Origin of the sequence: Acetobacterium wieringae (assembly GCF_026646375.1) — a bacterium.
GTDB lineage: Bacteria > Bacillota > Clostridia > Eubacteriales > Eubacteriaceae > Acetobacterium > Acetobacterium wieringae_A.
On sequence record NZ_JAIPPU010000002.1, the window covers coordinates 322,478 to 345,584 of the forward strand.

The 23,107-nt window shown below is 43.0% G+C and carries 21 protein-coding genes; 4 read left to right on the plus strand and 17 right to left on the minus strand.

Features of this window, described 5'->3' with window-relative positions:
• Positions 1–140: 140 nt before the first annotated feature.
• On the plus strand, positions 141–1,604 hold the full coding sequence (gene cls, locus Q7P33_RS03165) for a cardiolipin synthase (protein WP_303867322.1): 1,464 nt from the start codon (positions 141–143) through the stop codon (positions 1,602–1,604).
• A 35-nt stretch (positions 1,605–1,639) separates the two neighbouring features.
• Here cls and hydG read toward each other — a convergent pair whose 3' ends face one another.
• The 8 genes from hydG to cdaA form a co-directional block, all read right to left on the minus strand.
• On the minus strand, positions 1,640–3,058 hold the full coding sequence (gene hydG / locus Q7P33_RS03170) for a [FeFe] hydrogenase H-cluster radical SAM maturase HydG (RefSeq protein ID WP_303867323.1): 1,419 nt from the start codon (positions 3,056–3,058) through the stop codon (positions 1,640–1,642).
• A gap of 126 nt (positions 3,059–3,184) precedes the next feature.
• The gene (gene hydE / locus Q7P33_RS03175) at positions 3,185–4,225 is read right to left on the minus strand and encodes a [FeFe] hydrogenase H-cluster radical SAM maturase HydE (RefSeq protein ID WP_303867324.1); all 1,041 of its coding nucleotides are present in this window, start codon (positions 4,223–4,225) and stop codon (positions 3,185–3,187) included.
• The gene (locus Q7P33_RS03180; RefSeq protein WP_303867325.1) at positions 4,218–4,496 is read right to left on the minus strand and encodes a TM1266 family iron-only hydrogenase system putative regulator; all 279 of its coding nucleotides are present in this window, start codon (positions 4,494–4,496) and stop codon (positions 4,218–4,220) included. The genes hydE and Q7P33_RS03180 overlap by 8 nt, the downstream gene beginning before the upstream one ends.
• 481 nt (positions 4,497–4,977) lie before the next feature.
• Positions 4,978–6,222 (minus strand): DUF1015 domain-containing protein, encoded by a 1,245-nt coding sequence (locus Q7P33_RS03185; protein ID WP_303867327.1) that lies wholly within the window; start codon positions 6,220–6,222, stop codon positions 4,978–4,980.
• Between the two features lie 71 nt (positions 6,223–6,293).
• The gene (locus Q7P33_RS03190) at positions 6,294–7,463 is read right to left on the minus strand and encodes a phosphoglycerate dehydrogenase (protein ID WP_070369970.1); all 1,170 of its coding nucleotides are present in this window, start codon (positions 7,461–7,463) and stop codon (positions 6,294–6,296) included.
• Positions 7,464–7,492: 29 nt separating this feature from the next.
• Positions 7,493–8,581 carry a 3-phosphoserine/phosphohydroxythreonine transaminase gene (serC, locus tag Q7P33_RS03195; protein ID WP_303867329.1) on the minus strand — a complete coding sequence of 363 codons (1,089 nt, stop codon included), beginning with the start codon at positions 8,579–8,581 and terminating at the stop codon, positions 7,493–7,495.
• 143 nt (positions 8,582–8,724) lie between these two features.
• Positions 8,725–9,939, minus strand: a complete 1,215-nt coding sequence (locus tag Q7P33_RS03200; protein WP_303867331.1) for a YbbR-like domain-containing protein — start codon at positions 9,937–9,939, stop codon at positions 8,725–8,727.
• Positions 9,926–10,774 (minus strand): diadenylate cyclase CdaA, encoded by an 849-nt coding sequence (cdaA, locus tag Q7P33_RS03205; RefSeq protein ID WP_303867333.1) that lies wholly within the window; start codon positions 10,772–10,774, stop codon positions 9,926–9,928. The genes Q7P33_RS03200 and cdaA overlap by 14 nt, the downstream gene beginning before the upstream one ends.
• Before the next feature lie 191 nt (positions 10,775–10,965).
• Between cdaA and Q7P33_RS03210 the strand changes: the two genes are divergently transcribed.
• Positions 10,966–11,397, plus strand: coding sequence for a CBS domain-containing protein (locus Q7P33_RS03210; protein ID WP_303867334.1), 432 nt, complete (start codon positions 10,966–10,968; stop codon positions 11,395–11,397).
• Positions 11,398–11,501: 104 nt separating this feature from the next.
• Here Q7P33_RS03210 and Q7P33_RS03215 read toward each other — a convergent pair whose 3' ends face one another.
• Both Q7P33_RS03215 and Q7P33_RS03220 read right to left on the minus strand, forming a co-directional pair.
• Complete coding sequence (locus tag Q7P33_RS03215; protein ID WP_303867336.1) at positions 11,502–14,048, minus strand: MrcB family domain-containing protein; 2,547 nt, start codon at positions 14,046–14,048, stop codon at positions 11,502–11,504.
• Positions 14,049–14,124: 76 nt separating this feature from the next.
• Entirely contained in the window at positions 14,125–14,715 is a 591-nt protein-coding gene (locus Q7P33_RS03220) for a secondary thiamine-phosphate synthase enzyme YjbQ (protein ID WP_303867338.1), read from the minus strand.
• Positions 14,716–14,935: 220 nt separating this feature from the next.
• Here Q7P33_RS03220 and Q7P33_RS03225 point away from each other — a divergent pair, with 220 nt between their 5' ends.
• Positions 14,936–15,775: a putative ABC transporter permease gene (locus Q7P33_RS03225; protein WP_303867339.1), complete on the plus strand. Its 840-nt coding sequence runs from the start codon at positions 14,936–14,938 to the stop codon at positions 15,773–15,775.
• Between the two features lie 42 nt (positions 15,776–15,817).
• A complete protein-coding gene (locus Q7P33_RS03230; protein ID WP_303867340.1) occupies positions 15,818–16,666 on the plus strand; it encodes an Mbeg1-like protein in 849 nt (282 codons plus the stop codon).
• Between the two features lie 74 nt (positions 16,667–16,740).
• Here the strand turns inward: Q7P33_RS03230 and Q7P33_RS03235 are convergent, their stop codons facing one another.
• The 7 genes from Q7P33_RS03235 to Q7P33_RS03265 form a co-directional block, all read right to left on the minus strand.
• Positions 16,741–17,931, minus strand: coding sequence for an AI-2E family transporter (locus Q7P33_RS03235; RefSeq protein WP_303867342.1), 1,191 nt, complete (start codon positions 17,929–17,931; stop codon positions 16,741–16,743).
• A gap of 125 nt (positions 17,932–18,056) precedes the next feature.
• Positions 18,057–18,398, minus strand: a complete 342-nt coding sequence (locus Q7P33_RS03240; protein WP_303867344.1) for a hypothetical protein — start codon at positions 18,396–18,398, stop codon at positions 18,057–18,059.
• A 198-nt stretch (positions 18,399–18,596) separates the two neighbouring features.
• The gene (typA, locus tag Q7P33_RS03245) at positions 18,597–20,411 is read right to left on the minus strand and encodes a translational GTPase TypA (RefSeq protein WP_303867345.1); all 1,815 of its coding nucleotides are present in this window, start codon (positions 20,409–20,411) and stop codon (positions 18,597–18,599) included.
• Between the two features lie 84 nt (positions 20,412–20,495).
• On the minus strand, positions 20,496–20,888 hold the full coding sequence (gene rpsI / locus Q7P33_RS03250) for a 30S ribosomal protein S9 (RefSeq protein ID WP_070369960.1): 393 nt from the start codon (positions 20,886–20,888) through the stop codon (positions 20,496–20,498).
• Between the two features lie 23 nt (positions 20,889–20,911).
• Positions 20,912–21,349, minus strand: coding sequence for a 50S ribosomal protein L13 (gene rplM / locus Q7P33_RS03255; RefSeq protein ID WP_070369959.1), 438 nt, complete (start codon positions 21,347–21,349; stop codon positions 20,912–20,914).
• Between the two features lie 180 nt (positions 21,350–21,529).
• Positions 21,530–22,264: a tRNA pseudouridine(38-40) synthase TruA gene (gene truA, locus Q7P33_RS03260; protein WP_303867348.1), complete on the minus strand. Its 735-nt coding sequence runs from the start codon at positions 22,262–22,264 to the stop codon at positions 21,530–21,532.
• Between the two features lie 17 nt (positions 22,265–22,281).
• Positions 22,282–23,103, minus strand: coding sequence for an energy-coupling factor transporter transmembrane protein EcfT (locus Q7P33_RS03265; protein WP_303867350.1), 822 nt, complete (start codon positions 23,101–23,103; stop codon positions 22,282–22,284).
• Positions 23,104–23,107: the final 4 nt, after the last annotated feature.

A 23,107-nucleotide genomic window follows, 5' to 3' on the forward strand; every position in this document is an offset into this window, starting at 1 on the left:
CAACCACAAACCTGAGACAACGTCTATTATAAGTTTCATATCACAATAATGTCAAGCAAAATCAAATCATTCAAAATCTGGACTATTCCATTTGTTGCCATTTATGCTATAATAGGTGAAATATATTTACGGAGGTTTTTATGTTATTGGGTATTGCCGCAATATTTTCAACCATTGTTTTTGTTGTAAATATTACTCTGACCTTCACCATCATTTTTCTGGAACGCAAAAATCCGCAAAGCACCTATGCCTGGTTACTCTTTTTATGGATGGTACCAATCTTAGGTTTTTTATTTTATATTCTGTTTTCTCAGAATTTAACCAAACGAAAAATTTTTCGCTATAATACCCCGGAAAACATTCAGTATCACCAACTGTTGAGGCAACAACAACGGTCACTGTCCCGTATTATCGCCATTGATCCGGATAGTCCCATCGAGAAATACCGACATTCCATCGAATTTCATTTAAATGTCAGTGAATCCCTCTATACCAATAATAATGAGGTACAGATTTTTACCGATGGTTATAAAAAATTTGATGCCCTCTTTCATGCCATGGAAGAGGCCCAATCCTCCATCCATGTGGAATACTATATTATCAAAAATGACACCCTGTCGACTAAACTTTTTGATATTCTAACCCGGAAAGCCCTGGAAGGTGTCGAAGTACGGCTACTTTTTGATGCCATGGGTGGCCGCTATCTTCCCCGAACGGTTCTTGAAGCCTTCGAATCCGCCGGGGGTAAAATTGGCATTTTTTTCCCATCCCGGTTTAAAATGCTCAATCTCCGGGTCAATTACCGAAATCATCGCAAGATCGTGATCATTGACGGTGTCACCGGTTTTGTGGGTGGGTTTAACATCGGCAATGAATACCTGGGTCTCGAGAAAAAAATGGGCTATTGGCGGGATACCCATTTAAAAGTGGTCGGTTCGGCGGCTTACGAGTTGCAGCACCGTTTTCTGCTGGACTGGCGGGCCAGTTCTAATGAGGAGCTCCTGATTGACGACACCAAACTCAATCAGTATTTTCCCGTCATTCCGCAAAAATCTGGTGCTGGCATTCAAATTGTTTCCAGTGGTCCCGACAATATCAACCAGCAGATCAAGCAGGGGTTCCTGCGGATGATCAATACTGCCGAGGATTATATCCTGATTCAGTCACCCTATTTTGTGCCCGATGAAAGCATCCTGGAAGCGCTCAAAATCGCCCTATTATCCGGCATTGATGTCCGGATAATGATCCCCAATAAACCGGATCATATCTTTATTTACTGGGTCACCCTGGCTTATGTCGGTGAGCTGATTGAATATGGTGCCAAAATTTTTATTTATGAAAATGGTTTCCTTCACGCTAAAACCATTGTCGTGGATGATTCAGTCTGTTCGGTGGGTTCCTGCAACTTTGATATCCGCAGCTTTCGATTAAATTTTGAAACCAACGCCTTTATTTATGACCGCAAAGTTGCCACCAGGCTAAAAAATATCTTTGTCGAGGATATCAAGAAATGCACCTACTATAACAAAGAACTCTATCGCAACCGGAGCCGCCGGGTCAAGATCAAAGAATCAATATCCCGGCTGTTCTCCCCGTTATTGTAAAACACAAAAGCCTCCCGCATGGGAGGCTTTTGTGTTTAGAATCTAAAATCCCGCTTGCCGGAACTCAGTTCGGTGAGATGGTCGGCAGCAATTCTGCGAACCTTATCGTTGGGAATCGATGCCAGCTCCCGGGCAATGGTTTTTTCTCCATTTAATTTGGTCTCCGGAGCGGCATAGTCTTCCAGGTATTCTTTGAGGGTCATAATCGCATTGGGTTGACAGCAGTTGGCAATCTGGCCAGATTTAACCAGTTGCATAAAGCGGTCTCCGGTACGACCTTCCCGGTAACAGGCGGTACAGAAGCTGGGAATATGACCCATTTCCAACAGCCAGTTGACGATTTCGTCAAGCTTTCTTGTATCATTGAGTTCAAATTGTGCGGAATTTTCATCTTCCGGCTCGGGCGTATCATACCCACCAACACTGGTACTTGAGCCCCCGCTGATCTGGGAGACTCCCAGCTTTAAGACCCGCTCCCGGGAAGCCTGGGACTCCCGAGTGGAAATGATCATCCCGGTGTAGGGTACAGCAATGCGCAGTACAGTAACGATTTTTTCAAAGATTTCATCAGAAATGGCATTGGAAAAATCACTGGTATCAATATCGTCAGCCGGACAAATCCGTGGCACACTGATGGTATGGGGCCCAACCCCCATGGCCGCTTCCAAATGCTCGGCATGCATCAGCATCCCCACAAAATCGTAGCGGTACATATTCAGTCCGAAGAGCACCCCAATACCAACATCATCGATGCCGCCCTCCATCGCCCGATCCATGGCTTCGGTGTGCCAGGCGTAATCACTCTTCGGGCCGGTAGGATGAAGCATTTCATAATTTTTCTTGTGATAGGTCTCCTGGAATAAAATATAGGTTCCGATGCCAGCTTCTTTTAACTGTCGGTAGTCATCTACCGTGGTGGCCGCGATATTGACATTGACCCGGCGAATATCGCCGTTTTTATGTTTGATGCTGTAAATGGTTTTGATGCTTTCTAAGATATATTCCAGGGGATTATTTTTAGGATCTTCCCCTGCTTCCAGTGCCAGCCGCTTATGGCCCATATCCTGCAGGGCGATCACCTCTTTGGCAATTTCCTCCTGGGTCAGCTTCTTACGGCTGATATTTTTATTTTTGGCATGATAGGGACAATAGATGCAACCATTAACACAATAATTTGACAAATAAAGGGGCGCAAACATAACAATACGATTGCCATAAAACTTATTTTTGATCGCCATCGCCAGTTTAACCAGCTGGTTATTTTGTTCTTCAAGCTCACAAGCCAGTAATACCGCTGCCTCCCGGTGGGTCAATCCTTTAAAGGTACCGGCTTTTTCAATGATTTCATCAATCAGGACAGCATTTCTTTTATTTGCTTCAGCATAGGCCAGGGTGTCCAAAATTTCCTGGTTATCAATAAATTCAACCGCTTTTTTTGACATTACATTATACATTTTACGCTCCTCAAGTTTTTATTTTGTAGGTAATTTCGAAACAAATAAATATCGAGCCATGGTTACTTTGAGTGCATTTCCCAATTACCTATTTTCTTTTGGTTTATTAAAACACGTTCCTGAATTTTATTTTTGGGGGTAGTCTCCCCGGTGAGTTAAAATTTCGTAGCCAATTCCGCTCATCCGTTTGCTTAAACATTCCCGGCATTCAGCAGCTTCATCGCCAGTACAGATCTTATTGTCATAAAGGCTGTAGTCTTTTCGAACCGATACTGGCGACAAGTTGGGCATAACCACATTGGCCCCAGCCAAAATTCCCAATTCCCGGCCATTCGGATCAATCGTTCCCAAGGCTGTGGTAGCCGGAATCAGCGCTTTGGGTAGCATTAGCCGTAAAATTGAAATCAGAAGCAGGGTTTCTTCCAGGGTGCCAGCCTTGGCATCCTTATAAGGGGTATGCTGATGGGGAATGAAGGGGCCGATCCCGATCATCTGGGGGTTTAGTTCTTTGATAAAGGCCAGATCCGCCACCAGATTTTCAACGGTTTGGTGCGGCGAGCCGACCATAAAGCCGGTGCCAACCTGAAAGCCGATTGCTTTGAGATCCTGAAGGCATGCTTTACGGTTTTCCAGCAATAGTTCCCGGGGGTGGAGTTTTTTATAATGCTCCGCCGTGGCGGTTTCGTGTCTGAGCAAATAGCGGTTGGCCCCAGCGATATAAAATGCCTGATAAACTTCCCGAGAACGTTCTCCCAGCGACAAGGTAATCGCACAGTCCGGGTACCCCGCTCTGATTTTCTTAATCAGTGCCCCCATCTGTTCATCGGAAAAACCCGGGTCTTCACCGCCTTGCAAGACAAAGGTGCGAAAGCCTAAATCGTATCCTAGAGCACAACAGTCAAGAATTTCCTGTTCACTTAAGCGATAGCGATGGACTGCTTCGTTGCCCTGACGGATGCCGCAGTAATAGCAATCATTTTTACAATAATTACTGAATTCAATCAGCCCACGAACATAGACGCCCTTACCAAAGGTTTCACCTGCCACTCTTTGAGCCCGGTTTGAAAGATCCGCCCTTAATTCCGGCGTGTTGTTTTCCAGTAGCCATTTAAATTCGTCCCGCTTCAGGAACTGCTCTTTTTCCAGCTTTTTCGTTATGTTATTCATTATTGTTTTCCACTTCTTCACCCTTCGGTAGTTTTGAATAAACGGTCTTAATACTGACTCCCTCGATCATTCCCAGCTTCCCGGACAGCGAGCTGATAATATTGGTGGACGCATCCACCACAACACTGATTACCGATACATTGCGCTGATGATAGGGGATACCCATTCTTCCCACAATATGTTCGCCGTAATCATGCAGTACCTGATTCAGTTTTTCTACAGCATCTTTTTTTTCAACAACAATCGCAATCAATCCAATCCTTTTTTCCATCTCGTTCTCCTTATTCACCTTCTTTTTGACAAGTTACCCATAACATCCTCAAAAAAACAGAAAACCCTGTACCAGAGGGCACAGGGAAACACGCAAATAACCCATTCACTTCCAAAAAAATGAAATGGATAAATGACACATGATTCTCTCGCCTTTCCATTAGGGACGAACCCGGATGGTATCAGTACGATAACTTTGTTTTGATTTTAGTAAATACTTATACAGCTTTTACAGTTTGCTGTCAGAATCTGTTTTTTCATCATCTTTTAGTTCACTGTTGTTGAAAAGGATATCATATATTATCTAAATCTTCAATCATAATGACAGGGAAAATTTTGTCCCGATTCATCCGCAGCCGCTAAATAAACAACCAAAAATAAAAAAAGGTAATCATTTTTCCCCGCCCGGCCTCATCGAAAGATTTCGGCTGGAACGCGGTTAAACAATCGCCTTTTTAAGTATTCATTTAGTTCATAACTGACTAGTAAAGATTATGAATAAATAATCCGCTTCTTAATTTGGGTTCAAACCAGGTAGACTTTGGTGGCATCAGCAAACCAGCATCGGCAATATTCATCAGCTCTTCAATCGAAGTGGGATACATTGAAAAAGCCAGAACCATGTCTTCGTTGGCCCGACGTTCCAACTCTTTTAAGCCCCGGATGCCACCGACAAAGTCGATTCGTTTGTCGGTTCGAATGTCGCCAATGCCCAAAATTGGCACCAGCACATTGTTTTGCAGAATCGCCACATCCAGTGAATTAACCGGATCTGCCGGATCATAGACCCCCTCTTTAACCGTTAGCAGATACCATTTGCCATCCACAAATAAACCAAAACTACCTTTTTGCGGTGGATTCACTGGCTCTGTATCGTTTGGTGTCACTTCGAATTTTTCTGATAACGCACTGATGAATTCCTCAACGCTGAGTCCGTTAAGATCCTTGACAACCCGGTTGTAGTCCATGATGTACAGCTGTTCATCAGGAAATAGTACTGACAGGAAGTAGTTGAACTCCTCATCACCGGTATAATTGGGATTTGCTTCCCGACGCATCAGGCCAACCTTAACAGCGGAAGCCGAACGGTGATGACCATCAGCAATATAGAGATTCTGAACCTGACGAAATTTTTCGACCAGGCCGTTAATCACGGTCTCATCATCAACAACCCAGGCCCGGTGGGTAATTCCATCGTCAGCGACAAAGTCATAAACCGGCTGATGCGCATTGCGCCAACCATCAACCATGGCGTTAATGGCGTCCTGAGCTCGGTAGGTCAGAAAAATCGGACCGGTATTGGCATTGCAGGCATCGACGTGCTTGATTCGGTCTTCTTCTTTATCGGCCCGAGTCAGCTCATGTTTTTTGATGGTATTATCAAGGTATTCATCGATCGCCGTACAGACGACCAGTCCCACCTGACTGCGGCCATCCATGATCAGCTCATAAATATACAAACAGTCCTGGGTATCCTGGGTCAAAGCCTTGCGGTGAAACAATTTTTCCAGGTTTTTTCTGGCGGTTTCATAAACAAACGGGTCATTGATTTTAATCCGAGGATCCAGGGTCGTTTCTGGTCGGTCAACCCGTAAAAAAGAGTCCAGTTTGCCACGGGCGGCAATGGCCGCTTCTTCACGATTATAGACATCGTACGGCAGGGCTGCTACATCCTGAGCTTTTTCCGGCAGCGGACGCACCGCTTTAAAGGGTTTGATTGTTGCCATTTTTTCCTCCTATTTTTAAATAAAGAAGTGGTTTCGGATGAACGAAGACCACTTCTTTGTCATATTGTAGATTATTTTAAAATCCGTACTCGGGTAACCCCTTTAATGGCTTTTAACGCTGTTTTCACGTCTTCGCCAACATTACTGTCAACGTCAATCATGGTGTAAGCCCAGGCTCCTCGGTTTTTATTGGTCATCACGGCGATATTAAGATCATGGTCGGCTAAAATCTTAGTGATCTGTCCCAACATGTTTGGCACATTGGCGTGATTCACCGTGATGCGGTTTTCTGCTTCACAAACGCCCATGTTGCAATCCGGATAATTGACCGAATTGATGATGTTACCATTTTCCAGGTACTCTTTTAATGAATGAATGGCCATTTCAGCACAGTTTTCTTCACTTTCTGGCGTTGATGCCCCTAAGTGAGGAATGTTAATGACATTTTTCATTTTCAACAAACGTTCGTTAGGGAAATCGGTAATGTAGGTGGCGATGATCCCTTCTTCAATGGCATTTTCCAGTGCATCATAGTTTACCAGTCCACCTCGAGCAAAGTTAAGCAGTCGCAGACCTTCTTTGGTATCCTTTAATAAATCGGCATTCACGTAATCTTTGGTTTCATCCATATAAGGAATATGAAGTGAAATATAATCGCAATTCTTAAAGATTTCTTCTTTGCTGACGGCTCGTTTAACTTTGCGGCTTAAACCCCAGGCATTATCAATTGAAATGAAGGGGTCAAAACCATAAACCTTCATGCCAAAATCAACAGCCATATTGGCAACCAGCACCCCAATGGCCCCTAGACCGATGACACCCATTTTTTTGCCGTATAATTCCGGCCCACCAAAAGCGCCTTTGCCCTTTTCAACCAGTGCAGGGACTTCGTCACCTTTATCTGCCAGGGTGTTTGACCAGGCGATCCCATCAACAACCTTACGTGATGAAATCAGCATCCCTGCGATCACCAGTTCCTTTACCGCATTGGCATTCGCCCCCGGCGAGTTGCAGACAACAATGCCCTGTTCGGAACATTTATCCAGAGGAATGTTATTGACCCCGGCACCAGCCCGGCCAACAAATTTAACGGATGCTGGAATATCCATATCGTGCATTTTAAAGCTTCGCAGTAAAATTGCATCGGGATTCTCCGGTTGATCTAAAACCGTATAATTTTCACCTAATAATTTTAGTCCCTTTTTTGAAATATTATTGAGGGTCTGAACTTTATAATTCACTGTTGTGTTTCCTTTCTTAGCAAAAACGTCTAGGCGTTTTCTTTTTCAAATTTCTGCATGAATTCAATCAGGGTATCAATCCCTGCCATCGGCATGGCATTATAAATGCTTGCGCGCATTCCACCAACGCTACGGTGACCTTTTAAGTTTTCCATTCCGGCTTTTTTACTTTCTTTAACGAATAGCGCATCTAATTCATCAGATCCGGTAATAAACGGCACATTCATCAGAGAACGGTCTTCCGGCACAACGGTACCCTTATACAGTTTGCTGTTATCAATGAAGTCATACAGTTTTTGAGCCTTCTCTTTATTGACCGCTTCCATTCCGGCAACACCGCCATTGGCTTTAACCCATTCAAAAACAAGTTTACAGATATAAATACTGTAGCAAGGTGGGGTATTGTAACAAGAATCGTTATCCGCATGAATTTTATAATCCAGCATGGTCGGGGTGAAATCTTTGGCATGACCCAGTAAGTCTTTACGAATGATCACAGCGGTAACGCCAGCAGGTCCCATATTTTTCTGAGCGCCGGCATAAATCAGGCCAAATTTAGAAACGTCATAAACTTCAGATAAGATATTGGAAGACATGTCCCCAACAAGTGGTACATTTCCAGTATCAGGAATATTTTCAGGTTTAAATCGCGTTCCGTAGATGGTATTATTTACGCAAATATGGAAGAAATCCGCATCGGGTGTAAAATCCTTTGGATCCACCTTCGGGATGTAGGAAAAGGTTTGATCCTGTGATGACGCAATAACCTTTGCTTCTCCATAACGGGCTGACTCCTGATAAGCCTTTTTTGCCCAACTGCCAGTAATCATAAAATCGGCTTTATTGGTTTTTGAATAAAGATTCAATGGAACCATGGCAAACTGAGTTGATGCTCCACCTTGTAAAAACAGAATCTCATAATTGTCTGGAACATTCATCAGTTCTCGGTAAAGACTTTTGGCAGCTTGAAGAATATCATCAAAATAGGATGATCGATGACTCATCTCCATTACGGACATGCCTGCATCTCCATAGGATACCATTTCAGACCCAGCTTTTTCCAGGACTTCGAGTGGTAAACAAGATGGTCCAGCTGAAAAATTATAAACTCTTTTCACTTTTAATTTCCTCCTTAAATAGTGTTTTTGGTGTGAATGTAATTCTCTGAAAAAATTACTTCTTGCTATTATATGTTAAAAGTTTGTCAAATGCAAGATTTTGTATTAAATTTTATGTAAAAATTATTGTTTGCTAATTTTTTTTATTCAATTATTACTGTTGTCTTTGCCGGGGTAATTGATTTAACCAAAGACTGGGATAAATTCGTCTGAATCGGTAATTCATATTCCCCTGGACCCAAGTTGGCACAATCTACAAAGGCTTCAATCTGAGCTGCATTTAAACTGTTTAAAATGCTGCTGGCACCTTCTAATTTAACCACCACTCGAGAGTCCTTGATCTTAGACGTTACCAGGCCAGTTCCCAGATTTTTAGCACTCACCTTATCAATGGTAAAGCTTTTTTCCACCGGCGTTTCGACGGATACCGTCACCTTGACTTTTCCGCTTCCATCGAGGAAATAAAATCCTGTCGGCAGCGACAAATTAACGTCTTTGGTAAATGTTTTGGACTGTCCCGATACATCAATAGCATCCATCGGAATCGTCTCAATGGTATTGAGCAGCTCTTCCTTGGCTCCAATTAGCACCTTGGAGGGCTCAACCTGAACACCCGTGACAATATATCCGCTGGCTGGGTCTCCGGTTGTTGATGGAACAATCCCAATCGACTTTGTTTTGCCGAGGATGATTTCCACTTCCACCACATTGGGCAAGATCTCCAAATCGGTAATCGGATTTCCGGCAGTATCATAAGCAGTTACTTCCAGATTTTGGGTGGTATCCTCTTTTAACCCATTGACATTGGCCGTTGCTGTAATTTTATCAATCCGGGCAATGGACTCCTGAGGCCCTTTTACTTCCACGGTTTCCTGAGACTCGGCAGAGATCACCGCCAGATCATCGGCGGGTTTCCCTTCCTGAACAATATCCACATCCATATCTTCTTTGATGATATTATCCACATCTATCTGAAGGCTGGACGGATTCATACTGGTGATAATCACCGAGTTGGCCAGTCCCTTAACCTCCACATCCAGATCGTAGGTCCCCTTCTCATCGATATCGCCAAGATCAACTTCGGCAGTTATTTCTTTCATATTGACATTTCTTAAACTCTTGTCCGTCCCCTTAACTTGCATATTCAGGTAGTAGGTCTTATCATCGGTCAGAACCAGATTTTTTTCTGACAGCGATTCAACATTGGTCAAGGTTATCGGAATACTGTTAAAATCCTGGGTAATAAGCATATCTGCATTCCCATTGACCATAAACCAGAGCGTGATCGCAATACCGACAGATGCAAGCATTCGAATCAGTCGTTCACGAAACGAAATTTTCTTTTTATTTGCTGCCATCTAATCGCCCCCAAAGTTTGTCAATCCATCCGTTGTCAATATTGCCATCCTCGTTAACGGTGTAGTTTTCCATGATAATCTGTTTGAGCACCTCAATCATGATGTCCTGATACAAAGTACCTTTTGAGGCATAGGAAACTTGACCGGTTTCTTCCGATACAATGATGACCAAGGCATCGGATTTTTCAGTCATTCCCAACCCTGCCCGATGGCGGGTTCCCAATTCGCTGCTTAAATCGCGATTGTCTGAAAGCGGCAGCAAACAACCAGCCGCTCGGATTTGTCTGGACCACAGTTTAATAATCACTGCTCCGTCATGAAGGGGCCGATTGGGGGTGAAAATATTTTCCAGTAATTCACTGCTGATGTCTGAATCCAACTCCGTTCCCGTTTGAACAATATTATTAAGACCGGTATCTTTCTCCAATACAATCAAAGCACCGGTTCGCTCGCAAGCCAATTTTCCCACGGCTTTGATGATTTTATCCACATCGTCTTCCAGAAAATCCATTGAGGGTTTTTTCATCATCTCTTTAAAAATCCGATAATTTCCCAATTGTTCCAGAGCTGAACGGAATTCCGGCTGAAATACCACGACAATAAAAATAAACGCCCAGGTAAAAGCGCTGGTGATAATCAGATTCAGGGTAGTGAAACCCAACCATTCACTGATGGGTGCCAAAAAAAGCAACACAATCAAGCCTTTAAAAACCTGTTCAGCCTGAGTTCCCCGAATCCACATCAATAGTCGATAGACAATAATCGAAATAATGACGATCTCAATGATACTGGCGACGGTGATTCTCGATTGAATATATAACAAAAACTCTTCCATTTTAGTTCCCTCGTTCATTCGTTGCTATTAATTATACACTAATCAGGCCGTTTCGTGAAAGAGAATTTGTTTTTTTTCATATTTTTACAATCATCATTAAGAATTTTTTTAAGGGAGACTTGTGAAACGCATGTTAAAATAAATTTTAATTGAAGCCTTCCCATCTTTTTTAAGAAAAGGAGATCATTTGCATGAAAAACCATCTGTTTTATTTATTGCCCAAAAGTGAAACCGTCTTTTTAACCAACACCGATTCATTTAATCAAGCTTATAATATGTTTGTCATTACCAATTACACCGCCTTACCGGTTATTAACAAGAAAGGGCAGTATGTCGGAACCATCAGTGAGGGTGATTTGCTCCGGGTACTGTCGTTGAGTCTCACTCACCCGGAAATTGATTTGGAGTCTTTTGAAATCAAAGATATTGATTTTAAAATTAATCTGGAAGTGGCCCGAATCAACGAAAGCTACGAACATCTGGTGGAGCTGGCGGTCAAACAGAACTTTATTCCCCTTGTCGATGACCAGGGTATTTTTATCGGCATCCTCCGTCGTCAGGAGCTGATCAAAGAACTGATTAGTTTTTTATCGGATAAGGTAGCCGAGCAGGAAGCTGGCTAATAAACTTCTGCTCATAAGTCAAGCCAATTAACCAATCATTGTCCCCTGGTCAGACCATGCTGACCAGGGGACAATGACTTTGTTAATTGGCTTTTTTGTTGATCCTATTTGGTTTTTAGTAACTTTAGCACCGCCTGACCACTTCTGGGACAGGGAATGACTTTGTCTTTGAGTAGAACTTCATAGTTGCTGATAAAATGATCGCGCGGTAGATTCAGCAATTTTTCCCGTAGCGCATTATCCAGTAAAAAGCATGCTAATTCCTGATAGATGACACGATCGGTTTGCGGATCAAGCGCCAGTGCTGGCAGAATCCGTTGAACAATGGCCAAGTCAATGATCTCCTGTTCTGTGAACAAGCCCTCGGCTCCACTGTTAATTCCAAAAGCCAGGATTTCATTTTTGCCCCGATATCCCATCGGGCAGTCATACCCAATTAGCAATGATTGGAGCTCTTTTAGTAAATTCATCAGTCGCTCCAGAATTTCCGGCAAACCCTTGGCCTGACTGCGAATTTTAAAGGCGCTGTTTTCCCAATTGCTGTCACCCGAAAGATTGCCATAATCGGGGAAAATCCCAATTTCAACGACTGGCATCTGAATCACATTACCACTGTCGACAATTCCCTCCGGAATCGGAAAATGCCCCGGCCCTTCATTGATGGTAGCAATAATATACAAATTATCCGGAAAAGCCAAACTGCCATATTCCCGAAACGCCGTAATATCGGCACCAAAATACTCCCGGGTTAAAAAAGGATCCTTACTGCCATTGATTCCTTCCAGCAAAAGCCGCAGATAATGTGCTGCCGGCGACTGATCCATTTCATCCAACAGTAGAAAATGGGGTTTCTCGGGACATTCTTTCGCTGCCTTTAACATCTGCATGACAGGGCCGGGAAGATAGTGTCCCCGACCATCCAGACGACCAAAAAGATGGCTGTCATCATCCCAATTCTTCCCCACCAACACCCGTTTAAAGCGACCGTTTTCCGGTGTGGCACCAATAGCCTCTGCAAAGAGCCGAGGAAAACTTGTCTTACCGCTCCCTACTCGACCGTTAATCATCACGAAGGGTTTGGACTTAACCGACAGATAATAACGCTTAATTAATTCGGCCGGATAGTAATAGCCTCTATTTCCCATTTTTGCCTGAACCAACCGAAGTGCTGGAGTGAGCTCATCATTTTGAGCCGGATACCGGATCAGTGTCCGGGTCAACTCTTCGACTGGGGTCGTTTTATTGGCTTCTTGAGCGTTCACTTGATCCACCTTTAATGCGGCTGGCTCACACGGTTTCTGGATTTCGCCGCTGATTATTTGACCATTTTTGGCACCCGCGGCTTCCTGCTCAGAAGGGATTTCTTCCGGATTTCGGCTTTCGCAAGGCACCACCGTTTCCATGTCCATTGCTGTGTCAGAGAGGGGTGAAGCAGAAAAAGACTGTCGTTCTCCGCTATCCTCTGCGTTACTGAGCAAACTTTCTTCACTGCTAATCAATTCATCCGAGTCAATAACTTCATCCGAACGATTCCCATCCAGGTCTTTTGCAACCACTGCATTGGTTTTTGTTTGCTGCGGTTCTGCCACTGTTTCCGGCGCTTCCTCCACTGGTTTTAGATCCGCCGCTGCTTCTATTGTCCGGCTGGCGCTCACCGTTTTGTCGGTCTTGCCCCACTCTCTCTCGATGCTGATTTCATCAATTGTTTCATCACTGACCAGGGTTTCGTTTGCGTCCCGATTCTTCGTCAAACACTGTTCATACATTTTCCTGAACGCTTCAAATTCTGTTGCCAGTATCCCATCTTCAGGCATATCCGTTTCGCTATATTCCCGATAGCAGACAATCCCGGATACCAGGGTGGCACTGGCCAGTAAAACCTCCTGATGACTGGTTTGATAATTTCCGGTCACAATCTTTTCCCGGTATTTGGCGGCTTGCTCCGAAAGACTTCGAATTCCCAGACCTTCTTTACCATAGACAATCGCCAAGTAAAGTTTGTCGCTGTCCTTCGCCAGTAAATATGCCAGATACAGATCCTCATGATCCAACCGCTGATCGTTTTTGTCAACCACTTTAACCCAGGGAATCTCCGCCCATTGGGTGTCCCCGGCAAAACCCCGAACCTGATAATGGCCAGATTGGATCGCTTCAAAGTTTTCAATCACCTTGGGAATTTCTTCGTTGATAATATCCTTAAAGGAAAAGCGAAAGTCCCGGGGATAATAGTTGGGGTACCCGACAATCCATTTTAATAGCAACTCCCGAAGCCCCGCTCCGGCCGGGAGGGTCTTTTTGACCCCATCACTGGCTTTGACCGCATCACCAACTGTCACTGCATCACTCGTTATTAGGCGCAGACTAAATACATCGTTGCTTTTTGTCAGTTCCATTCTTGGCAGTAAAAAATCCGACTGCTCGCCCTGAAACCATGACTCATAATCAGGAAAGGTTTCACCCAGTTTGCGAATCAATACCTTACTCCATTTCAGTATGGTATTTCCGCCTTCAGCTTCCAGATATGCCGGGTATTCCCGATTCTGATAAATAATTGCCAATCGGTCTCCTACGTCGCCAAAAAAACCAATTCGTTCAGCTGGAACAAGCATTTCCGTACTTTTAAAGTCAGCAAGTTCCATAATTTTGATCATTTGATCCACTCCTGTTAATTCCCAGCTCATTGTTACTGCCTTTCTTGATTCTTGCTCATTGTGGTATGTGTTTTTATCAATCGCCATCGGTATCGTTTTCTGCAACGACTGTTTCTCTGCTTTCGGCTTCCTGTTTCAACCGATTCGCTTCCCGTAGACGCCATTCGTTGCGCATTTCTTCAGCTATCTGTTGCTGTTCAGCTTCATAAGCTTGACGCGTTTCAAAAATCAAAGCCAGTTCTTCCGGCATTGACGCTTCCTCATGTTCTGCCAGGGTTGTGCCAAAACTGCTGATAAAATACTGACGTTCACCGGGCCCCTGGAATTCAACAAAATATACACTTTGATTTTTATCCAACATCAACGTTCCGCTACTTACCATCACCTGCAGCGATGGTCCAAAAATCGTAGCTTTGACACAGGCGGTTGTCCAACCGGTAAATTTCATGCCATCATACTTGGGCATCAGATGATTCAACTTATCAAAAAACTCCCGCTCCAGCCGCCAGTCATCATTAATGGAAATCATCACTGCTGCGGTTCGCTCGGGAACTTGGATTTGTACAAAACCATCTTTTAATCGGGACTGGTCAACAAATTCCCGAATCGCTGCGGTAATGTCGATGAGTTGTTCGCTTCTTGTTATCTCAATTCTATTGTATTTCATTTATGCTCCCTTTTTATTGATTTTTGGTTGCTTTATTGTCATTTGGGGTATATCAACCATTATAAACGATCCAATTTAAAAAAACAAAAACATATCCACCCATCTTAGATAAATATTTGCAGTCAACGATTCAAGCGGCGTTTTATGAACGATTTTTCTTTATGACCATAAACTGATGTGTTAAAATGATTCAAAGTTAATAATTTGAGAGGAATCATTTATGTATTATAATCTGAGTCTGCTATTTGTTTATTTTATTCTTTATGCCATCATCGGTTGGATGTGTGAAGTCGTGTATTGCTCCATCCCGGAAAAAAAGTTTATTAACCGGGGCTTTCTAAATGGCCCCTACTGCCCGATTTATGGCGTTGGAGCACTGATCATCATTATGTTCCTGATGCCCTATGTCAGTGATCCGATTCTGGTTTTTTTCATTGGCATTATTCTCACCAGTACCTTGGAATATATCACCAGTTGGGGGATGGAAAAACTCTTTCATGCCAAATGGTGGGACTACTCCGATCATAAATTTAACATCAACGGACGCGTCTGTCTGTTGAATTCGTTTCTTTTTGGTCTACTGTGCGTGATTCTGATGTATGTGGTTCACCCCATCGTCAATGATCTGGTTAACAGTTTCTCCGCTTTCTGGATTCAGGTTATTGCCACCATTGCGGCAGTCTTCTTTGTCAGTGATCTGGTAGAATCGACCCGGGAAACCGCTTCCTTCAACAAAAAACTGGGCAGTGTTTACGAAGCAACCACTGAGCTTAAAGATCATTTAAAAGAGAAAGGGATCACCACCGCTCACGAGGTGACAGCCAAAGTACGGGATCTTAAAGAAGGGACCCTGACCGAAGCCAAAGATTCAGCCCACCAGCTGATTGTCTCACTAACCAATCGCATCAGCGAAAACAAAGTTATCAATCGTTATTCACATCGCCGAATTATGAATGCTTTTCCCAAGATGTCCCATCAATACCATCAAAATTCATTGGAACTCTATAAAGCCTTTATGGAAAAAAACAAATCCAAACATTCCGAGATTGATGCAAACTAGTTTTGCATTGCGATTTAATTTCTTACCAAGGGAGGTAAGAGCATGTTGTATCATAGTGAACTAAATTTGATCAGCCAGCTGGCTGCCCTGAACCTGCCGGTCGAACCATCCCGATTACCTGATTATTCAGTGGGTGAAATGGTTGCGGCACTATTGCAAAATGTCAATAATCTTCAGGGTGATTGCGCCATGTCATCCTCCGAATGGGATCAATCCCTGCATCTGATGATGGCTAATCCACACCTCACTGCCCTAAAGGTACTCGCATACACAAATCAGCCCGAAAACGGACTCGTCGCGTATTGTTTTTCTGATGTTATCCCAAACTCTGGTATCATCGCTTTTCGGGGTACCACCGGCATCGGATGGATCGACAATATTCAAGGTGGGTTTCTGACTGATACCCCACAACAACTAAAAGCCCTGGAGTTTTATCGTTCTGTTGATGCGGCCTTTGATATGGAGCACTATACCTTAACCGGTCATTCCAAAGGCGGCAACAATGGTCAGTATATTACCGTTGTTGCAGGCGCCAAGATTAGTCGCTGTGTGACCTTTAACAGTCAGGGGTTTTCAGCTGAATTCATCCGCAAATATGCCACGGAAATTATCGCTAATCAAGATAAAATCATTGCCTATGAGTCGGCCTGGGATGTGGTTAATATCCTACTTAACAGCATCGCTGGAAAACGAGTTGTCGTCGGAAGTGAATCCAAACTCCCCCATAACAATCATCCTCCCAATCGCCTGCTGGATCAGCATGGCGAAATTCGCAACCTGGATATGCGCCATCCTTTTTATGCTGGTTTCCAGAATTTCACGGTCAGTTTAACCCAAATGGCTTCCAAAGCCATACAACAACTGGAAAAGACACGCTCAACAAAAAAATAATGGAAAAAGCGTCCTCGAAGCGACTGACCCAACTGGGCAATCCACTCCCGGACGCTTTTTTAGTTACATTTCTTTTAGGCTGACTCTTGCTGTTCCATTTCCATTTTCTCAATCCGCTCATTGGTAATTTTTCTAAATACCGCATAGAAAACCGCGAATGAAGGAATCCCCAAAATGATTCCCAGGAAGCCAAACAAGCTACCACCAATAATCATTCCAACGAGCACCCATAAACCGGATAAGCCAATGGATCCTCCCACGACCCGGGGATAAATCACATTGCTTTCCACCTGTTGCAAAGCGATAATATAAATCACGAAGATCAGACAATAAATCGGGTTGACTACCAATAGAATAAAGCCACTGGGTACGGCGCCCAAAAAAGCGCCAAACACTGGAATCACGCTGGTCATACCAACCAATACCCCAATCAGCAAAGCGTAAGGGATCTGCAAAATAGCCAACCCAACCGTACAGAGGGTTCCCAGAATAAATGCTTCCGTTATTTGCCCGGCAATAAATCCGTGAAAGACTTGATTGGCGGTGATACTGACGTCCTGGATAAAATCAGCCCGGTCTTTTCGAATATAAGCATAGATCAGTTTATCTTTAACTGCCAACAAGTTTTCTTTATCAGCCAGTAAATAGATGGAAATGACGATCCCCATAATCGCATTGAAAAAACCAACCGTAAAGTTTTTCGTAGCATTGAATATTTCTGGCACGGAATCAATCAGAAGGCTACCAAACTGTTCCATCAAAGAATCCCATTCAATGGCAATATCATTCCACAGTGTGTCCGGCAGATTAAAGAATGCCAACGCATCATCCACTAGCGTATTAAATGAATCGATATACTCTGGCAATTTGACCATTAATGTATCAACGCTTTCGCTCACCTGTGGGATAACAAAGGTAATCAAACCTGCTAAAATTCCAATCACAAATACGAAGGTCAACGTTATTGCAATCATTCGTTTGCCTTTATTCAGATCTCGATTCTTTTTATTTTTTATGCGATTCATAAAACCCAGAAAATGTCCTTCGATAAAGGTCATTGGGATGTTTAAGACAAACGCAATGCCCAGTGCAATTAGCACTGGCGTGATAATATTCACAAATAACCCTAAATAGTTGACCAGATATCTGATATTCAACAGGGCCACCAGTAAACAGATTCCAAAGGTAATCAGAAAGAAATAATTCCGAAAATTTTTATCGCTCATATCGTGATTTTCGTTATTGTTCTCAGTGTTGTTTTCCACGGGTTCACCGCCTTTATATTTGGGTTGTTTTCCAAAACGTTTTGGTACTACTATTTTGCAAGTAAAAAGCATCGCCTGTGTAAGCAATGCTTTTTACAAATTTATTATGATGTATGAAGAACAATTTAGTAGGACTTGATCAAGGTAATTCCGCCAATTAATGGCAACGGTTTGGCCTCTAACTGGATCACATTGATGATCCCATAAATGGCAAAACCAACAAAAGCCAAGGGCACTGCACTAAAAAGGATGGTCGAAAGAATCCAGCCAATGATGGGAACAACGCCAATAATTATTCCTGCAATGGTACATACCAGCCATGCCAGAAATAACACCAAACCCTGATTGGTATGATAGCGGGCAAATTGATTGTCTCCGGCGGCAAACAACGGAATAAGAAAGATAATATAGGCAAAAACTGCCATGATTTTGCCATCTTCAGCTTCTTGTTTATCAATATTAATCAAATCGTATTACCTCCACTTTAGTTCAGACAACAGCAGAAAAGCCACCATCCATTTTGTTATTTTTTGGTAAAACCTTATACCGTATATATAATATCACACTGAAAGTTTAGCGGTCAATCGTTATTTCACGGACCGGTACTGATATTTCATTTTTCGCTGTCATTTAAAAAGGAACGCCGGTTCGGCGTTCCAAAACTTTTATCGGGCGCTACGTTTTCGTTCCAGCTCCCCGAGGATTTTCTTTCGAATCCGGATGTCAGTGGGTGTCAATTCCACTAATTCATCATCGTTGATAAATTCCAGTGCCTGCTCCAGTGTCATGATTCGCGGCTCAATCAATTTTAACGCCTCATCAGTCCCGGAAGATCGGACATTGGTCATCTTTTTATTTTTTGTCGGATTAACGGTCATATCATCACTCCGGTTATTAATCCCAATGATCATCCCTTCATAAACCTTGGTTCCAGGACCAACCAACATTTCACCCCGATCACTGAGGTTAAAGAGCGAGTATGCCATGGTTTCACCACTGAATTGAGAAATCAATACCCCATTGAGACGCTGCGGAATATCGCCTTTATGCTCTTCAAAGGAAGCAAAACGCCGAACCATGGTTCCTTCACCATGGGTATCGTTGATAAACTCACTCTGATAGCCCAGCAAGCCTCGCGTCGGCACAAAAAATTCCATTCGTGTCCATGCTTCATCGGTATACATACTCTCCATCCGACCTTTCCGGATATTAAGCTTTGAAATAACGGCACCCGAGTATTTTTCCGGCACTGAAATAATTACCAATTCAACCGGCTCCAACAGTTTACCATTTTCATCCCGGTGCATAATTACTTCGGGTTTGGAAACAGCTACTTCGTAACCTTCACGACGCATGTTTTCCAAAAGAATCGATAGATGCAGCTCGCCCCGTCCGGAAACCTTAAAACCATCGGTGGTATCTTCCAGTTCTTCAACGAGTAGACCAACATTAACTTCCAGTTCTTTTTCCAGTCGAGCCCGAATGTGTCGGGTTGTTACAAATTTTCCGGAGTCACCGGCAAACGGCGATTTGTTGACCAGGAAGTTCATTGACAAGGTTGGCTGTTCAATTTCAATCAGTTCCATCGGTTGTACCTGGTTGATTTCGCCAATGGTTTCACCAATGGAGATATCGGGTATCCCCGAAACAACCACAATATCGCCTGCCTTTGCTTCTTTGACCTCGACCCGGGATAAACCGCGATAAACGAAGACCTGGTTGATTTTTTCTTTTTTAAATGACCCATCTGTTTTACATATTTCAATTTGCTCGCCAGCATGAATCGTGCCTGAATAAATCTTACCTATCCCCAAACGGCCAATGTAATCATCATATGCCAGGGAAGAAACCTGCATCTGCAATGGTTCCAGGCTCAGATCGTCCTGCAGACCGACATGTTCAACAATGGTCTCAAAAAGCGGCTCCAAGTTCACCCCTTCATCATCCATATCGCGAATAGCGATCCCTTCTTTAGCAATCCCATATAGTACCGGGAAATCCAACTGTTTGTCATTGGCCTTAAGTTCCACAAACAAATCGAAGACCATATCAACAACTTCTTCTGCCCGTTGATCTTTTTTATCAATTTTATTAATAAATAAAATCGGATTAAGACCCTTTTCCAGTGACTTATTCAAAACAAAACGGGTTTGTGGCATTGGTCCTTCGCTGGAGTCGACCAGCAGAACAACAGTATCAACAGTTTTCAGGATTCGTTCAACCTCTGAAGAAAAGTCAGCATGGCCTGGAGTATCGACAATATTAATTTTGATATCTTTATACATAATGGAGCAGTTTTTTGAGTAAATGGTGATTCCGCGTTCGCGTTCAAGGTCATTACTGTCCATTACGCAGTCCACGACCTCCTGATTTTCTCTAAAAACATTGCTTTGTCCTAAAAGGGCATCTACCAGGGTAGATTTTCCGGCATCGACATGGGCGATGACTGCAATGTTAATAATGGGTTGTTTGTTATTCATAAATTCCTGCTTTCTTAATTAACTAGTGTTACACTGAAAAGTCCTGCAACATTGAATGTCGCAGGACTTGTAATAAGTCTGATATTAACGTTTTGAAAACTGTGGTGCACGACGCGCTTTTTTGAGACCGTATTTTTTTCGTTCAACCATACGAGAGTCTCGAGTTAAGTAACCTGCACGTTTCAGTGCTGGTCGTAGGTTGATGTCTGCTTCAAGCAGAGCACGGGCAATCCCATGGCGGATTGCGCCAGCTTGTCCGGTAAAACCGCCACCGTGAACATTAACAATCACATCAAAGGTATTTAGTGTATCGGTCAATGTTAAAGGTTGTCTGGCGATAACCTTTAATGTTTCCATTCCGAAAAATTCATCAATATCACGTCCGTTAATAGTGAATTTTCCACTCCCTGGTAATAATCGAACTCGGGCAACCGAGGTTTTTCTTCGTCCAGTTCCAAAATATTGTACTTTAGCCATTCTCTATTTCCTCCTTCTCAGCATTAAAATTCGTAAACTTCAGGCAATTGTGCAGCATGTGGATGTTCATTACCAGCATAAACTTTAAGTTTAGTCGCAATTTTATCACCCAATTTGTTATGTGGGATCATTCCCTTTACTGCCTTGAAAACCAAAAGTTCTGGTTTTTCAGCTAAGAATTTTCGGTAGGTCATTTCTTTTAACCCACCGCAATATCCAGAATATGTTTTATATAATTTCTGATCCAGTTTATTTCCGGTTAACACAACCTTATCGGCATTAATAATGATTACAAAATCTCCGCAATCCATATGTGGTGAAAAGATTGGTTTGTTTTTTCCTCGTAAAATATTTGCAACTTCTGTCGCCAGTCGTCCTAATACCTTACCCTCTGCATCAATCACATACCATTTACGGTCTATTTCATGAGATTTGGCCATTTTTGTGGCGTTCGCATTCATCTCAAAAGTCCTCCTCAGTTAATAATTTCTTTATTTTATCTATTGGCTTTCTGATAAGTGGGAGTTATCAGAAATCGTTTTTTATTGTATCCGGGCTAGTGATACATTAACGTCCATCGTTAATTTTATAGCATCTTTCCGGGTGTGTCAAGTAATTTATGTCGTCGAATCTTTTTATTTTTAATAATATACTTCCTTTAAGTAAAGCCCCTGAGCGGGAGCCGTTATTCCAGCCTGACTACGTTCTTGACTTTTAATGATTCCAGCTATCTCCTCCGGTTTTCGACGTTGATAGCCGACTTCATAAAGGGTTCCGACCATAATCCTGACCATATTGTAGAGAAAGCCATTACCCCGAAATGTTATCTCATGAAGATCACCGTTTTTGTCAAATGAAATTTCTTCAATGGTACGGATCGTTGTTTTGATCGAACTGCCACTAGCCATAAATGCCGTAAAATCATGCTCACCGATAAAATAGGATGCGGCTTCCTTCATTTTCTGCCAGTCCAGGGTACGACTCACATAAAACGCCCGATCTGAGTAAAAGGGACTGCCAACTGGACTTTCGTAAATCTTATAGATATAACTCTTCCCTCTGGCATGATAACGACTATGAAAGTCAAGCTCTCGTTCGCTACTCCTAATAATTCGAATATCTGACGGCAATCTCGTGTTCAATGCCCGATGAAATGCCTCTGCTGGAATTGTGGATCTGGTTAAGAAATTGGCACTTTGCCCCAAAGCATGGACACCAGCATCGGTTCGGCCAGATCCGATCAGATTGACCGTTTCGCCCGTTAACTCCCGGATTGCATTGATGATGACTTCCTGAATGGTCACTCCATTGGGTTGTATCTGCCAACCACAATAACCGGTACCACAATAGCTGATTATTAATTGGATATTTCTCATTACACTGAATTTTATTCTTAAACCGGAAATAATAGCGGTATTTGAATCCAGGTAGTCAGATAAAGCCCCACGATCATCAGAAACATCAACACCAGACTGGCACCATCCCTGAATTCAAAAGCCAATTGCTTCATCCGGGTTCGGTTTTCGCCCCCCCGGTAGCAGCGTGCTTCCATGGCTGTAGCCAGTTCATCAGCTCTGCGAAATGCAGATATAAACAATGGAATTAAAATTGGGATCAAATTCTTAGCCCGGGAAATAATATTTCCGGTTTCAAAATTTGCCCCTCTGGCTTTTTGGGCTTTCATGATTCGCTCGGTTTCTTCCATCAATGTTGGGATAAAGCGAAGCGCGATCGACATCATCATCGCTAACTCATGCGCATATCGCCGGACGAAGGGAATATATCGCATACACCACTCCATCCCGTCAGTTAAATCAATCGGTGAGGTCGTTAGTGTCATAATACTGGTACCAACCACCAAAAAAATCAAGCGCAGAGCCATATAGGTTGCCACTTTTAATCCTTCCAACGTCACTGTCAGCGGTCCTAAAGTTGCCACTACGGTTCCTGGCGTCATAAACAGATTGAGAACAACCGTCAACATAATAATCAGAACTAACCCTTTAATTCCACGGATAATATAACCCATCGGAATTTTGGATAACAGGGTGATGGTTGCCAGAATCAAAAATGTGGCAAGATATCCCCACAAGTTATTTAAAAAAAACAACATCACAACAAATGCTGTGGTAAACAGTATTTTCGTTCTCGGATCCAGTTTGTGAATCACTGAACCGGTTGGATAATACTGACCAATCGTAACATCTTTTAACATTTTA

Bases quoted from the DNA above. Each gene is read 5' to 3' on its own strand.
- Q7P33_RS03180 (WP_303867325.1), bottom strand. From the start codon at position 4,496: ATGGAAAAAAGGATTGGATTGATTGCGATTGTTGTTGAAAAAAAAGAT.
- cls (WP_303867322.1), top strand. From the start codon at position 141: ATGTTATTGGGTATTGCCGCAATATTTTCAACCATTGTTTTTGTTGTA.
- hydG (WP_303867323.1), bottom strand. From the start codon at position 3,058: ATGTATAATGTAATGTCAAAAAAAGCGGTTGAATTTATTGATAACCAG.
- Q7P33_RS03200 (WP_303867331.1), bottom strand. From the start codon at position 9,939: ATGGCAGCAAATAAAAAGAAAATTTCGTTTCGTGAACGACTGATTCGA.
- Q7P33_RS03185 (WP_303867327.1), bottom strand. From the start codon at position 6,222: ATGGCAACAATCAAACCCTTTAAAGCGGTGCGTCCGCTGCCGGAAAAA.
- Q7P33_RS03215 (WP_303867336.1), bottom strand. From the start codon at position 14,048: ATGATCAAAATTATGGAACTTGCTGACTTTAAAAGTACGGAAATGCTT.
- typA (WP_303867345.1), bottom strand. From the start codon at position 20,411: ATGAATAACAAACAACCCATTATTAACATTGCAGTCATCGCCCATGTC.
- rplM (WP_070369959.1), bottom strand. From the start codon at position 21,349: ATGAATGCGAACGCCACAAAAATGGCCAAATCTCATGAAATAGACCGT.
- cdaA (WP_303867333.1), bottom strand. From the start codon at position 10,774: ATGGAAGAGTTTTTGTTATATATTCAATCGAGAATCACCGTCGCCAGT.
- Q7P33_RS03225 (WP_303867339.1), top strand. From the start codon at position 14,936: ATGTATTATAATCTGAGTCTGCTATTTGTTTATTTTATTCTTTATGCC.
- truA (WP_303867348.1), bottom strand. From the start codon at position 22,264: ATGAGAAATATCCAATTAATAATCAGCTATTGTGGTACCGGTTATTGT.
- Q7P33_RS03265 (WP_303867350.1), bottom strand. From the start codon at position 23,103: ATGTTAAAAGATGTTACGATTGGTCAGTATTATCCAACCGGTTCAGTG.
- rpsI (WP_070369960.1), bottom strand. From the start codon at position 20,888: ATGGCTAAAGTACAATATTTTGGAACTGGACGAAGAAAAACCTCGGTT.
- Q7P33_RS03230 (WP_303867340.1), top strand. From the start codon at position 15,818: ATGTTGTATCATAGTGAACTAAATTTGATCAGCCAGCTGGCTGCCCTG.
- Q7P33_RS03220 (WP_303867338.1), bottom strand. From the start codon at position 14,715: ATGAAATACAATAGAATTGAGATAACAAGAAGCGAACAACTCATCGAC.
- Q7P33_RS03210 (WP_303867334.1), top strand. From the start codon at position 10,966: ATGAAAAACCATCTGTTTTATTTATTGCCCAAAAGTGAAACCGTCTTT.
- hydE (WP_303867324.1), bottom strand. From the start codon at position 4,225: ATGAATAACATAACGAAAAAGCTGGAAAAAGAGCAGTTCCTGAAGCGG.